Here is a 13,176-nt window from a genome sequence, read left to right as displayed (position 1 = left end):
TCGTTACCCGAATCGGGTAACGATCTACACGCGTATCGTCACGCGGGCGAATCTGGCTGGGTCGGCGCTGACGTGAACGCCTGGCGCGGTCTGCGGGAAGCCGCCGGCGGCGAGGGCGTCGGTGACGTCGCCCGTGGCCGCGACCTCGATGTCGATGACCGGAGCGGCGGCAGTTCCCGGTGCCGCCGTCGGTCCGACGTGTTCGACCGCTGTCGCGTTCGCGCCGACGAGCGCCCACACTCGGTTCACCAGCCGCCTGCCGAGCACTGCCCACTCGGGGTCGTAGGCCTGGACATGAGTCGGCAGTTCTACGGCGCGACGAGCGGACACGTTGTCGCGCAATGGAATCAGTCGGTTGTTCCACACGTCGAGGGCCTGCGCGGCGAGCGCGTCGGGGGTGCCGGAGTTGTCGAGCCAGATGTCGGCGACGGCGCGGCGCTGGTCATCGGTGGCCTGTGCGGCGATGCGAGCGCGGGCGTCGTCGGGGTCCATGCCACGCAGGGTCGTGAGACGTTCGAAGCGAAGGTCGGCGTCGGCGTGTACGACTGCGACGACGTGGTAGAACGGCGCCATGTGGCCTTCGACGAGCAGTGGGACGTCGTGCAGGATCACCGCGTCCGCGGGTGCCGCGTCGGTCAGCTCCTGCGTCCGTGCGCCGATCAGCGGGTGAGTGATCCCGTTCAGCGTCTTCCGACTCTCGTCGTCGACGAACGCGCGGGCTGCGAGCGCAGGCCGGTTCAACGCGCCGTCGGCGTCCAAGATCTCGGGCCCGAACGCCTCGACCAGCTGGGCCAGGCCGGGAGTGCCGGGCTCGACCACTTCACGGGCGATCCGGTCCGCGTCGACGTGATACGCACCCTGGTCGATCAACGTTTTGGCCACCGTCGATTTGCCGGCACCGATTCCGCCGGTCAGTCCCACTCTGATCACGCCTGCCAGTGTGTCAGATCCGTTCGCGAGAACTCGGACAGTAGACCGTTCAACTGATTGGATGGGGGACATGTCGGTGAGACCGCGTTTGCCCATTGTGATCGTTGCGCTGATGGTGACCATGGTTGTCGTCGTCGGGGTGGTGCTGTGGCCGAGGGCCGAGATCTCCTCGAACGTATTCGGGCCGCCGATGCTGGGGCCATTGTCGACACAACCAACTGAAGCGTGGAAGGTCACGGCGCGAGACATCCTTCGAGACGAGGGCGCGTCAGGGGAACTGAACGTCGTCGCGGAGTCAGGCGGTGTTCTGCTTGTCGAGGGTGTCGCGGATCCGTACAGTGCCACGACTACTCTCGCGGCGATCGACGTGGTGTCGGGCAAGGTGGCCTGGCATTACCGCAGCCCGGGTCACTGGAGCGGGTGCGCGTACGGTGGTGACGGAGTGTTCGCGTGTGTAAAAATCGCGCGTGATCAAGGAACTGTCGCGGTCAACGTTGTGTTCATCGATGCTACGTCGGGCGACGTAGAGTTCACCCGAACAATTCGCAACCATGGCAGGCCCAGCATCGTCGGGGTGGACGACGGCGTGGTCGTGGCTGTGGCGCACACGGATCGGAACCCCCTCCTCGAGGAGGGTCCGCTATCGCTGCCGTCAAGATCCAAAGAAGAATCAGCCGACACGGGCGCGGGCCACACTTCGGTGATCACTCGCTTCTCAGCGGACGGTCGGCGGCTGTGGACTTCCGAGACGGCGCCCGGAGTTTCCGGGGTTGTATCGGTCCCGGGCGCAGACGTGGTCGTCGTGACCGCAGACGACTGGGGAGCAGCCCGTGGAGCTTTTGAGATCTACCGAGTGGACGACGGGCGGCGACTCCACAGTGAACCGGGTCCGCCGCCGACACGATCGGTGTGCCTCGACACCGGAGGTGGCATATGCACCGTCGTTGCAGGTGGTTCGACGGCACCGACAAAGTTCGTTTCTGATCAGCGGCGGGTACGCGCTAACTCGATATGACGGAGTGCCGCGAACGACGTTTTTCGACAGTGAAGGGGCACCGATCGGATCGTTCGCCGCCTGGCAGATCCCAGAGGACAATGGGCCAGCCGCTTCGTTGTCGCTCCTTGACCGCAAGCACTTCCCCCTGGTCAGATCATGGACCGGCGAAGTCGGTGTGCTCGATGTGGATGCGGGCAAATTCCGCTGGACGCATCAAGCGCATGCTCCGGCCATCCGCGTGGTTGATGATCGGCACTTGGTGACTGTCGCGGATGACATCAGACCGAGCGACGACGTGTTCCGCACGATGTCGCTTGTCGATCTTGCCTCAGGCGAGCCGAGTGGTTCGTTCTCAACGAAGTGGGGGCGATGGCTGCTCGGCTACGACGGAACCCGACTGATACTGGCCGGAGACCCGGATGCGCAGCAACAGCCCAACTCGCCGCGACTCGCGGCGGTCGACCCGTCCAGTGGCGCGATCCGTTGGGAGTTCGTGGCCCCTGACCGGAATGCCGACTGGAAACAGGCCGGTCCGCTCTTGCTTTTGACTGGCGCGACTGGATACCGGGAGGGATATGTGGCGCGCTATTCGTGATCGGCCATTCCGAACCCGACCGGTCAGGCACTCGCTGGAACTGATTGGAGACACCTGTGAAACCACGTTTGCCGACTGTGGTCGGTGCGCTGATGGTGACCATGGTTGTCGTCGTCGGGGTGGTGCTGTGGCCGAGGGGACATGAGCCTGTGATGGCCGAGCCGCAAGGGACGACTTTGCTTGAGGCGATGCCACAGAGCCCGCATCGTCAGTGGGAGGTACGCAGCGTTGAGCTGTTCGGCGATTCGGCGGCCCCGGATTCCCTGCGGATTGAGGCGGGAGGAAACGGCGTCATCCTGCTCGCCGGTGCATTTCGTGGGGACCTGAGGTCTGGCCGCACTGCAATCGATGCTGCAACGGGCCGAACACTCTGGCGGAAGCCGCACGTGGACAGCTCGGAGGGGTGTGCGATCAGCGGAGGTGGCCGACTTGCTTGCGTAGGGCTCGACCGGGTCGATGGCGAGACCGTGGGTCGGGTGGATTTCATAGATCTCCGCACCGGGGAGCTTCAGCAGACCAGGACTGTTCGCCGGACAGGTTGGCCGTCGATTCACGCTGCAGGAGAACGTTTCGTCGTGGCCTTCGACGGAACCGAGAACATCTCTATCCCGACCGAAGTGGACCTGCGTACCAAGGGCGGTGTCATTTTGTACAGAACCTCATCGCCGGATAGGCGCGGGTCGCTGGTCGTGTTCTCGCCGACCGGCAGAGAGGCGTGGTCGGTCGACCCGCCGGTGAATCACCTGGACGTGAGGGGATCGCTGACCTCGCAGTTGATCGCCGCCGACGGTAAAGACTCGGGGTTCTCGCTGTACCGTGCCGACACGGGGAAGCTCGTCTACGAGTCCCACGACGCTGACGAGAGTTATGTGCTCTTCCACGGCGGGTTTGCCGTGAGTCCGCCCGAGTCCAGCCCCGGTGCACTCACCGTGTACGACACGAATGGCGAGGTGGTGTCAGAACTCCGTCCATTCCGGTTGTCGGATATCGGCAATACGGTGCTTGCGCAGTCGCGAGACACAACGATGATCCCGGTCAGACTTGTAGGGACCACCGACCGTGGAGTCGTGTCGGTGAACGACGGGAGCTTTGAGCCGTTCAGCCCCGGGTTCGGCTTCGTCGATGTGATCGGCGGACGGTACCTCGTGTCGTACGAGATCATGGCCGCAGAAATGCGGCGCGGCATGGTGTGGGAAGTGAATGACGTTGAGACCGGTACTCGCACACGGACTGTCGCGTCGACCAGCGCGCGGGAACTCACCGGCTTCGACGGAGAACGACTCGTGGTCGACGGCGATCCCGACCCGAATCGCCTACCGTCGATTCCGCAGTTGACTGCGATCGACATAGGAAGCGGCAGACTCGCGTGGCGACTCCCGCCCACCGAGCACGGCAGCCGGTGGGTGCAGATTGGTCCGCGGCTATATCTCGTTGGTGCGGGGATGCTCGCCCGCTACAAGTGACTGTGCCGTTGATCGTGACCACATAGTGGTCACGATCAACGGCACAGACGGTCAGCCGTAGAAGGCGGCCGGGTCGAGGGCGGAGAGGGGAGTCCAGCGCGGAACCGCCTCCGACTCCGGGGGTGCGTCGACGGAGTCGTGGAATCCCCTCAGTTGCAACGCGATCCGAGGATCCTCGTCAACCCGCCTGACGGTCTCGTACAGAAGCGTCAGGACGTGGATGCACCGCGCGGTCCGGGCTTTGCACGAGCAGTCGACGACGGCGAGTTCGGGTGTGCCCACGATCGTGTCGTGTGCTTGCTCGGTGAGGGCCGACGCTGTCGGAGCCGATCCGACGACGGCCGCCAAGGCTTCTGCGGGCGCACGGTCCATCGGTGCGAACTCCAGGTACGCGACCGACGCTGTACCACCGCGGGCGATGGTTCCGCGCACGTGCCTGCCGTCGACGACGACGCCGCTGACGGAGTTCCGTGCCAGGCTGCGTGCGCGGGGGAGCATCGGTTCCGGTTTGGTGATGCTCGTCGGCTCCACCACCCGGAGGAAGTCCCGACCCCACACGGTGTAGCCGTATTCGGCGCTGACGTTGGTCATGCGGTCTCCTCTCGGTTGCGGCGCAGCACCTCGATCAGCTTCTCGTCGGACAGCTCGGTCAACACCGCCAGCGCGCCCGCATCGGCGTCGAGATCAAGCGCCGACTTGCGGTCGTGCATCGCCGCGATGTGTTCTTCGACGGTGCCCGCGGTCGTGAGTGTGGTGACGGTGACGACGCGGTCCTGGCCGATCCGATGGACACGGTCCGTCGCCTGAGCTTCGACCGCGGGATTCCACCAGCGGTCGAAGTGGATGACGTCGGCCGCGCGAGTGAGCGTGAGACCGGTGCCTGCAGCCTTCAGGCTCGCGACGAGCACACCGCAGCCGCGTCCGGCCTGGTAGTCGTCGACAATCCGATCGCGTTCGGCACGAGACAGGCCGCCGTGGAGAAACGGAACTCGGGCGTCGAGAACCGAGCCGAAGTGAGAGGCCAACAGATCGCCGGTCTCCCGGTACTGAGTGAACACAACCGTGGGCGAGTCGTTCTCGAGGTTCGTGACGACGATGTCGGTCGCGACGTCGAGTTTGCCGGAACGGCCGTCCACGTCGCCGGGCCGGCCCGCTCCCGCGAGCATCGGGTGGTTGCAGACCTGCTTCAACTTGGTGAGGGCTGCAAGAATCGCGCCGCGTCGGCCGATGCCGTCTCCGAAGCCGTCGTTCGACGCCTGATCGAGGATCGCGTCGTACAGCCTCGCCTGCTCGCTCGACAAGTCGCACTCGATATCTGTGTGGATCTTCGGTCCGAGGCTCGCTGCGACGTCCGACTTGGTCCGCCGGAGGACGCGTCCGGAGATCGCATCGTGCATCCGCAGTTTCGCCTCAGACGATCCCGCCTGAATGGGCGCGGCATACCGTCGCCGGAACAATGCCCGATTGCCGAACTCGGTGGGAGCGACCAGATTCAAGAGCGACCAGAGCTCGTCGAGACTGTTCTCGACAGGGGTGCCCGTCAGCGCGATCGTCGCGTCGGCCCGAAGGCGTCGTGCCGCCTTCGACACCTGAGTGCGGGAGTTCTTCAACGCTTGCGCTTCGTCGAAGATCACCCGCGACCATTCGACGGCTGCCAATGCGTCGGTGTGCCTCCGCAGCGTCGGATACCCGGTGACGACCACGGTCGGGACATCCCCGCCGAGTTCCGGGAGATCGCCGCCACGATAGTCGACGGCACGTAAGGCGTCCGGCGCCCATCGCGCGATCTCGCGCAGCCAGTTGGTGACCAGCCCCGTCGGGCCGACGACCAGCGCAGGCCCCGACACCGACAGTGCGAGGTGCCCGATCGACTGGAGAGTCTTACCCAACCCCATCTCGTCGGCGAGGATGCCGCCTCCGTCGCCGCACACCTCGTCCAACCACGAGATCCCACGGACCTGGTAGGCGCGGAGGTCGGCAGTGAGTCGCTCGATGAGCCTCGCTTCGACCTCAACGGTCGCCGCGAACGTCTGGCGCGCGTAGTCCGCGGAGACGACGGCGTCGCCTACCGCGTTGAGAACCGCGTGTGCTGCGGCGGGCAGCACGACGTCTCCCGAGGGGTCGGCCCGAAGCTCACGCCACGCCCGGAGCGACGCGGTGTCGCCGGGTGGCAGGTCGGCAACATCAACGATCTGATGCGCGAGTTCAGTCGCCGCCAACGTCGTGTCCCTGCCGTAGCCGACGGGGACAGGCATCCGAAGAGTGGGTGAGTCTGCGGCGGGTGGTTCACCCGTCCAGACTGCGAACACGTGGCGATCGATCAGGTATGTGGCGTGCGAATGAGTCGTCGAAGCAGGCAGTGGTCTTCCTCCGGGTCGGCCGAGCAGATGCCGTATGCTGTACGGAATAGACACCGTACGCCTTACGGTGTATGTCTGCAAGCTCGCCGGAAGGAGCCCCGTGGCCGATCACGACCACAACGTCGGACGCACCGTCGACCTGCTTTGGCGACGAGAAGCGACTGGGCCCAGGTCCGGTCCGGGAAGGCGTACGAGCGTCGACGATCTGGTGCGAGCCGCCATAGACCTCGCCGACTCCGACGGACTGGCGCACTTGTCGATGCGTTCGCTGGCAGCACGTGTCGGTCTCAAACCGATGAGCCTGTACACGTACGTGCCGAACCGCGACGTGCTCGTTGCACTGATGGTCGACGCCGTCGCCTTCGAAGCCTCCGACATCGACCTGGGCCTCGACCTGGCCGAATGCATGCGACTGATCGCACACCAGTACCGCGATGAACTGCTGCGGCACCCGTGGCTAGTCGACGTTCCGGCGTGGCGACCGGTTCCGGGCCCCGGATCGTCGCGGCGGTACGAACAACAACTCGCCGCTCTCACACGCGCGTACGGCGACATCGAGGTGGACGACGTGACCCTCGACGCCGTCATCGCCGCGCTGCGATCCTTCGCGACCGGTAACGCGCGGATGAGGATCCACCAGATGTCCGAGCACGCGGCATCCGGACTCGACGACGAGCAGTGGTGGCAGATCGCCGGACCGGCGCTCGCCGACGCCATGCCACCCGGGGCGTACCCGATCTCATCGCGGGTCGGAACAACTGTCGGCCAACTCTTCTCTGGACCGGGCAACGCCGATCACGCCTACGACTTCGGTCTCACCGCGCTCATCGCCGGTCTGGCCCGGAGATGACAGGACCGCCCCGGCCAATGGCGGCCGAGGCGGTTCTGAAGAGGTGATGCCGTCGAACTACTTCCAGGTGTAGTCGCCCAGGATCTCGCGGCAGATCGTCATCTGACGGGCCGGGTCGGCCTGGATGTTGAACGTGTCGCTTCGTTGCGTGTCCGAATCAGTGCAGTTCGGGACGGAACCGGTCTCGCTGCGTTCGGTGATCTTGAAGTTCGTCGTCGACATGGTCGACTCCTCGGAACACGCCACCGTCTTCAGTTCGATGCCGATAGAGAAGCTCGACTGGGTGTAGCACGTACCGACCTGGTAGTTCGGGATCAGGCACAAGACCTTGTCGCTGGCGCCGTTGCCGTACTCGGTGACGGAGAACTCGTAGTTTGCGCTCTCGCAAGCGTCGCTGTTGTCCAGCTTGGCCCCGACGATGAACGACGGGTCGGTCGTGCTGCAGTCGATTGCCTTGGTCGTGACAGATGTCGTGCCCTCCACCGTGAGGCAGGAGCCGACCGGGCTCGACTCCACGGACGTGCCGCTGTCCTTGTCGCCGAAGACCTGCGTTGCGATGGCGATGATCGCGATCACAGCGATGATCGGTCCGACGAACTTGAGGATGCGCAGAAGCGGATTCGGACGCGGGGCCTGCGGTGCGCCCGCTGCGTAGTCGGTGCCGCCGGCGACGGGAGCATAGCCGCCCGGCTGTCCCTGTTGAGGCTGACCCGGCTGGGCGCCGTAGGGCTGCTGACCGGGCTGGGGCTGACCGGGCTGGGCGCCGTAGGGCTGTGCGGGCTGGGGCGGCTGCTGGCCGTACACCGGCTGGCCGGGCTGCTGGGGAACCGGCTGGCCCTGAGCGCCGAACGGGTTTCCGGGAGCGGGCTGGCCTGGCTGGCCGGGAGGAGGCGTCGTCATTCTTGGCGGACTTTCCTGTGAGACAGATGAGAGATTCCGTCAAAGTGTGACATACGTTCGGTGGACGCTGTGCGCCGAGTCCGCCCGACGGCCCGCGTCACGGCGTGAACTGGCTCACTTCCACACGTAGTCGCCGAGGATCTCGCGGCAGATGGTCAGCTTTCGCGCAGGTGACGTACGGATGGTGAACGTGTCGCTCCGCTGTTTGTCGGAGTCCGAGCAATCCGGAACCGAGCTCGACTCGGACCGCTCGGTGATCTTGAAGTTCGTGGTGTTCGTCGTCGAATCCTGGCTGCACGACACCGTCTCGAGAGAGATTCCCACTGAGAACTGCGACTGCGTGTAACAGGTCCCCACCTGGTAGTTCGGGACCAGGCACATCACGTTGTCGCGGCCGCGAGAGCTGTACTCGGTCACCGAGAACGGGTACTTCGCTGCGTCGCACCCCCGGCTGGTGGAGAGTTTCGCCGCCACGATGAACGTCGGACGGCTGGAGCTGCAACTCGCCGACTCAGTGGTGACCGACGTGGAGCCGCGGACTGTGATGCACGAGCCGACCGGGCTCGAATCGACCGTCGTCCCGTCTCCGGTCGTCGACGTGGGAAGTGTGAACGGCGTGGTCGACGACGATGAGGCCGCCGCGTCGGTGGGCTTCTTGTCGTCACCGCTGCCGAAGACCAGGAATGCCAGACCGCCGAAAGCGATGACTGCCATGACGGCCACGACGGCGATGACGATGCGCGTCGAACTGTTCTGCGGCGTCGGGGGCTGTTGAAACGGAGGCTGCCCGTGCGGGCTCTGGCCGTACTGCTGCTGTCCGTACGGGGGTTGCCCATAGGGGGCCTGTCCGCCGGTCGGCTGGCTGAACGGGTTCTGACCGTAAGCGGGCGGCTGACCGTACACCTGCTGCGGCCCCTGCGCTCCCTGCGGACCCGGGCCCTGCGGAGTCGACGGTTGCCCGAAGGCCGGTTGACCGATTTGTGTCTGGTCGTAGTTCCCCGGCTGCTGCGGATTCGGCTGCTGAGGGTACGGCCCTCCATGAGGCGGCGTCGTCATGTGTCCGAGTCTGGCATGCCTGCTTAACGTCGATCGAGCCAGGTGAGGCGTTCACCGACCTGTGCATCCAGCCAGGCCTGCACATCGCCGACGGCTGCAACACCGGTCATCGTCCGCGTCGCGATGAGTACCGCCGCTTCGCACTGTGCGGTCGTGAGGTGACCGGCAGCGTGCGCGTCGAACAGCTCGTCGACGTCGATCAGTTCAAGTGGCGCACCGATGGTGTCGACGAGGTCTAGGTACCAGTCGGTCGAGTGCCAGCGCCCGGCGTCGTCGGGACCGATGAACTCGCCGATGTCGAGGTACAGGCGCTGACCCGGGCGGTACCCGTCGGTGAAGTGGAAGATGTTCGCTCGAAGTCCGAGCGCAGGCAGCAGCCACAGTTCGAGGTGGTCGAACCTCGGATGGTCGGCGGTTCGCGACATGTACAGGCCGTACGGCGTCTCGCGGTACACCTCCACGGGCCGGACGAAACCCTTGTTGTCGGTGTTCGTCATCGCGGGAACGTTGAACACCTCCCGTTTGGGCGGGTGCATGTCGTGGACCGTCATTGGCTGACCATACGGGCGCTCGCTCCGAGAAGCGCGGCCATCGGGTGGTGACGATCAGGCTTTGACGATGTCGGTCCCGTTGACCTTCACCGGAACAGCGGTCAGTCCAGTCGTCGCCGGGCCTTTGACCAGGGACCCGTCGAGTTTGAATTCGCTGCCGTGGCACGGGCAGTCGAGCGTGCCGTCCTTCGGTGCGACGGCGCAGCCCATGTGAGGACAGCGGGTCGAGAACGCGGCGAATGCTCCGGCCGTAGCCTGAGTCACGACTACGTCTCCGACAACTCTCGCACCGCCGACGGGTACGTCAGTCGTCGATGCGAGGACGTCGGCTCCGGATGCGCCACTGGTGCCGGTGTCGGCGGGGGTGGTTGATGCGTCGCTCGTGGTCGACGAGTCGTCGCTGCCACACGCTGCGACTCCTACGCCGACCGCGGCCACGGCTATCGGCGCCGCGACGAGCAGGGCTCGGCGGGAGACCCCGGGCCGCGGGGTCGATTCGGGGGTGATCTTGGTGGTGTCGGTCATCGTGGCTCCCTGGGCTGGTCGGGACTGTGATCCTCACCTATTGGAACAGCTGACGCGGTGCCGCGTGCTGAAACCGGCGGCCGTCACAGGAACGAAGTCGGCCGAAACGAAAATGTCAGAGGGGATGTCTACGCTGGACTCATGGCATTCGCAGCAGAGCGGCCGATCGTCGCACACTCGGAGTTCCGGCCCGTCGGCGACATCGAGCGGTCGGGAGCCGACTTCGTCGTCGTCAGCGAGTACGAGCCCGCGGGTGATCAGCCCACCGCCATCGCGGACCTCGAGAATCGTCTGACGGCGGGCGAGAAGGACATCGTCCTGCTCGGCGCCACCGGCACCGGTAAATCGGCCACCACCGCGTGGCTGATTGAGCGTGTGCAACGCCCGACGCTGGTCATGGCCCCGAACAAGACGCTCGCCGCGCAGCTCGCCAACGAACTGCGCGACATGCTGCCCAACAACGCCGTCGAGTACTTCGTCTCGTATTACGACTACTACCAACCCGAGGCGTACATCGCGCAGACCGACACCTACATCGAGAAGGACAGCTCGATCAACGACGACGTCGAACGTCTTCGCCACTCGGCGACGTCGAGTCTGCTGTCGCGGCGCGATGTTGTGGTGGTCGCGTCGGTGTCGTGCATCTACGGTCTGGGCACTCCGCAGTCGTATCTCGACCGGTCCGTCGAGCTCGAGGTGGGGCAGACGATCGATCGAGACGCTCTGCTCCGACTTCTCGTCGACGTGCAGTACACCCGGAACGACATGTCGTTCACGCGCGGCGGTTTCCGCGTGCGCGGAGACACCGTGGAGATCATCCCGTCGTACGAGGAACTCGCGATCCGGATCGAGTTCTTCGGCGACGAGGTGGAGTCTCTGTACTACCTTCATCCGCTCACCGGCGACGTCGTCCGGCAGGTCGACTCGCTGCGCATCTTCCCGGCCACCCACTATGTCGCCGGGCCGGAGCGCATGGAGAAGGCGATGGCGAGCATCGAGAAAGAACTCGAAGAACGGCTCGCCGACCTCGAGGCCAAGGGGAAGCTGCTCGAAGCCCAGCGTCTGCGCATGCGCACGTCGTACGACCTGGAGATGATGCGGCAGGTCGGCTTCTGCTCCGGCATCGAGAACTATTCGCGGCACATCGACGGCCGCGGCCCGGGAACCGCGCCCGCCACCCTGATCGACTACTTTCCGGACGACTTCCTTCTCGTGATCGACGAGTCGCACGTGACGGTGCCGCAGATCGGGGCGATGTACGAAGGCGACATGTCGCGCAAGCGGAACCTCGTCGAGTTCGGCTTCCGACTCCCGTCGGCGGTCGACAACCGACCGCTCACCTGGGACGAGTTCGTCGACCGCATCGGGCAGACGGTGTACCTGTCGGCGACTCCGGGGCCCTACGAACTCGGCCAGTCGGGCGGCCAGTTCGTGGAGCAGGTGATCCGACCGACGGGACTGCTCGATCCGGAGATCGTGGTGAAGCCGACCAAGGGGCAGATCGACGATCTGGTCCACGAGATCCGTGAGCGGACGGCTCGTGACGAACGTGTGCTCGTCACGACTCTGACCAAGAAGATGTCCGAGGACCTCACGGACTACCTTCTCGAACTCGGGATCCGAGTCCGCTATCTGCACTCGGAGGTCGACACTCTGCGTCGTGTGGAACTCCTTCGGCAGCTCCGCAGCGGTGAATACGACGTGCTCGTCGGGATCAACCTGCTTCGTGAGGGTCTCGACCTCCCCGAAGTGTCGCTAGTCGCGATCCTCGACGCCGACAAGGAGGGCTTCCTGCGCTCCACGACGTCGTTGATCCAGACCATCGGCCGCGCCGCGCGAAACGTGTCGGGTCAAGTCCACATGTATGCCGACAAGATCACCGACTCGATGCAGAACGCCATCGAAGAGACGGATCGTCGCCGTGCCAAGCAGATCGCCTACAACAAAGAGAAGGGCGTCGATCCTCAGCCGCTTCGGAAGAAGATCGCCGACATCCTCGACACCGTGTACGCCGAAGCGGAAGACACGGTGGATGTCGGCGGGTCGGGGCGGAACGCGAGCCGCGGTCGCCGTGCACAGGGGGAGGTGTCGAAGTCGGTCAGTGCGGGAGTGTACGAACAGCGCGACACGTCGTCGATGCCTCGCGCAGAGCTCGCCGATCTGGTGCATGAACTCACCGACCAGATGATGAATGCGGCGCGCGATCTGCAGTTCGAACTCGCAGGCCGACTCCGCGACGAGATCGCCGATTTGAAGAAGGAACTGCGCGGAATGGACGCCGCGGGCATAAAGTGACGTATCTTGCACACCGATCAGCGATGCTCGTTGGGCGACAAGTCGCACACAAGCATCTGGCAATGGGCCGTGCGCAGGGTATGTTCATGAACGGATAAGAATTCGTCTCCACAATGGAGATGAGAATCTGCGATTCATCAGCTGGAGGGAAACTCACACATGAGCGGATACTCGACGATCGTCGTCGGCACCGACGGATCGGAATCTTCGCTGAAGGCAGTTGAGCGTGCGGGCGCGATCGCCGGCGACGCCACCGTCGTCATCGCCTGCGCCTACTTCCCGAACGACGGCAAGGCCGCTAGCTCTGCGTCCGACACTCTGCGCGACGAGGCATACCAGGTGATGGGCAGCTCGCCCACCGAGGAGATCCTGCGCACGGCCAAGGAGCGCGCGAAGGCCGCGGGTGCCGCGACCGTCGTTCAGCGCGCCGTGCAGGGCGCACCGGTCGATGCACTGTTGCAGCTCGTCGTCGACGTCCAGGCCGACCTTCTGGTCGTCGGCAACAAGGGCCTCAACTCGATCGCCGGACGCCTGCTCGGCTCGGTTCCGGCCGACGTCGCCCGCAAGGCAGCCTGCGACGTGCTGATCGTTCACACCACGTAGTCCGTTTCGGGCTCACGACAAAAGGCTCACTTCCTCGATGGAAGTGAGCCT

13 protein-coding genes are annotated in these 13,176 nt (G+C 65.1%); 6 read left to right on the top strand and 7 right to left on the bottom strand.

Features of this window, described 5'->3' with window-relative positions; all coding sequences use genetic code 11:
* Positions 1–24: 24 nt before the first annotated feature.
* On the bottom strand, positions 25–930 hold the full coding sequence (gene coaE / locus JVX90_RS09740) for a dephospho-CoA kinase (RefSeq protein ID WP_205332131.1): 906 nt from the start codon (positions 928–930) through the stop codon (positions 25–27).
* A gap of 112 nt (positions 931–1,042) precedes the next feature.
* Here coaE and JVX90_RS09735 point away from each other — a divergent pair, with 112 nt between their 5' ends.
* From JVX90_RS09735 to JVX90_RS09725, 3 genes are all read left to right on the top strand, one after another.
* Positions 1,043–1,945: a hypothetical protein gene (locus JVX90_RS09735; RefSeq protein ID WP_205332130.1), complete on the top strand. Its 903-nt coding sequence runs from the start codon at positions 1,043–1,045 to the stop codon at positions 1,943–1,945.
* 4 nt (positions 1,946–1,949) lie between these two features.
* Positions 1,950–2,522 (top strand): hypothetical protein, encoded by a 573-nt coding sequence (locus JVX90_RS09730; RefSeq protein WP_205332129.1) that lies wholly within the window; start codon positions 1,950–1,952, stop codon positions 2,520–2,522.
* Positions 2,523–3,097: 575 nt separating this feature from the next.
* A complete protein-coding gene (locus JVX90_RS09725) occupies positions 3,098–3,985 on the top strand; it encodes a hypothetical protein (protein WP_205332128.1) in 888 nt (295 codons plus the stop codon).
* Between the two features lie 51 nt (positions 3,986–4,036).
* Here JVX90_RS09725 and JVX90_RS09720 read toward each other — a convergent pair whose 3' ends face one another.
* Together JVX90_RS09720 and JVX90_RS09715 are read right to left on the bottom strand one after the other, a co-directional pair.
* Positions 4,037–4,576, bottom strand: a complete 540-nt coding sequence (locus JVX90_RS09720; protein WP_205332127.1) for a hypothetical protein — start codon at positions 4,574–4,576, stop codon at positions 4,037–4,039.
* Positions 4,573–6,240 (bottom strand): DEAD/DEAH box helicase, encoded by a 1,668-nt coding sequence (locus JVX90_RS09715; RefSeq protein ID WP_240194126.1) that lies wholly within the window; start codon positions 6,238–6,240, stop codon positions 4,573–4,575. The genes JVX90_RS09720 and JVX90_RS09715 overlap by 4 nt, the downstream gene beginning before the upstream one ends.
* Before the next feature lie 205 nt (positions 6,241–6,445).
* Between JVX90_RS09715 and JVX90_RS09710 the strand changes: the two genes are divergently transcribed.
* Positions 6,446–7,195, top strand: a complete 750-nt coding sequence (locus JVX90_RS09710) for a TetR/AcrR family transcriptional regulator C-terminal domain-containing protein (protein WP_205332125.1) — start codon at positions 6,446–6,448, stop codon at positions 7,193–7,195.
* Positions 7,196–7,252: 57 nt separating this feature from the next.
* Here JVX90_RS09710 and JVX90_RS20555 read toward each other — a convergent pair whose 3' ends face one another.
* The 4 genes from JVX90_RS20555 to JVX90_RS09690 form a co-directional block, all read right to left on the bottom strand.
* A complete protein-coding gene (locus tag JVX90_RS20555; RefSeq protein ID WP_240194125.1) occupies positions 7,253–8,095 on the bottom strand; it encodes a hypothetical protein in 843 nt (280 codons plus the stop codon).
* 114 nt (positions 8,096–8,209) lie between these two features.
* Positions 8,210–9,151: a hypothetical protein gene (locus JVX90_RS09700; RefSeq protein WP_205332124.1), complete on the bottom strand. Its 942-nt coding sequence runs from the start codon at positions 9,149–9,151 to the stop codon at positions 8,210–8,212.
* 23 nt (positions 9,152–9,174) lie between these two features.
* Positions 9,175–9,702, bottom strand: coding sequence for a DUF402 domain-containing protein (locus JVX90_RS09695; RefSeq protein ID WP_205332123.1), 528 nt, complete (start codon positions 9,700–9,702; stop codon positions 9,175–9,177).
* Positions 9,703–9,756: 54 nt separating this feature from the next.
* Positions 9,757–10,227: a Rieske (2Fe-2S) protein gene (locus tag JVX90_RS09690; RefSeq protein ID WP_205332122.1), complete on the bottom strand. Its 471-nt coding sequence runs from the start codon at positions 10,225–10,227 to the stop codon at positions 9,757–9,759.
* A gap of 141 nt (positions 10,228–10,368) precedes the next feature.
* Here JVX90_RS09690 and uvrB point away from each other — a divergent pair, with 141 nt between their 5' ends.
* Both uvrB and JVX90_RS09680 read left to right on the top strand, forming a co-directional pair.
* Positions 10,369–12,522, top strand: a complete 2,154-nt coding sequence (uvrB, locus tag JVX90_RS09685; protein WP_205332121.1) for an excinuclease ABC subunit UvrB — start codon at positions 10,369–10,371, stop codon at positions 12,520–12,522.
* 159 nt (positions 12,523–12,681) lie between these two features.
* Positions 12,682–13,125, top strand: coding sequence for a universal stress protein (locus JVX90_RS09680; RefSeq protein ID WP_205332120.1), 444 nt, complete (start codon positions 12,682–12,684; stop codon positions 13,123–13,125).
* Positions 13,126–13,176 lie beyond the last annotated feature (51 nt).

The organism is Gordonia sp. PDNC005, from assembly GCF_016919385.1.
In the GTDB taxonomy this organism is placed as follows: domain Bacteria; phylum Actinomycetota; class Actinomycetes; order Mycobacteriales; family Mycobacteriaceae; genus Gordonia.
Note: the sequence above shows the minus strand (reverse complement) of the source record. Positions and strands in the feature narration are given on the sequence as shown.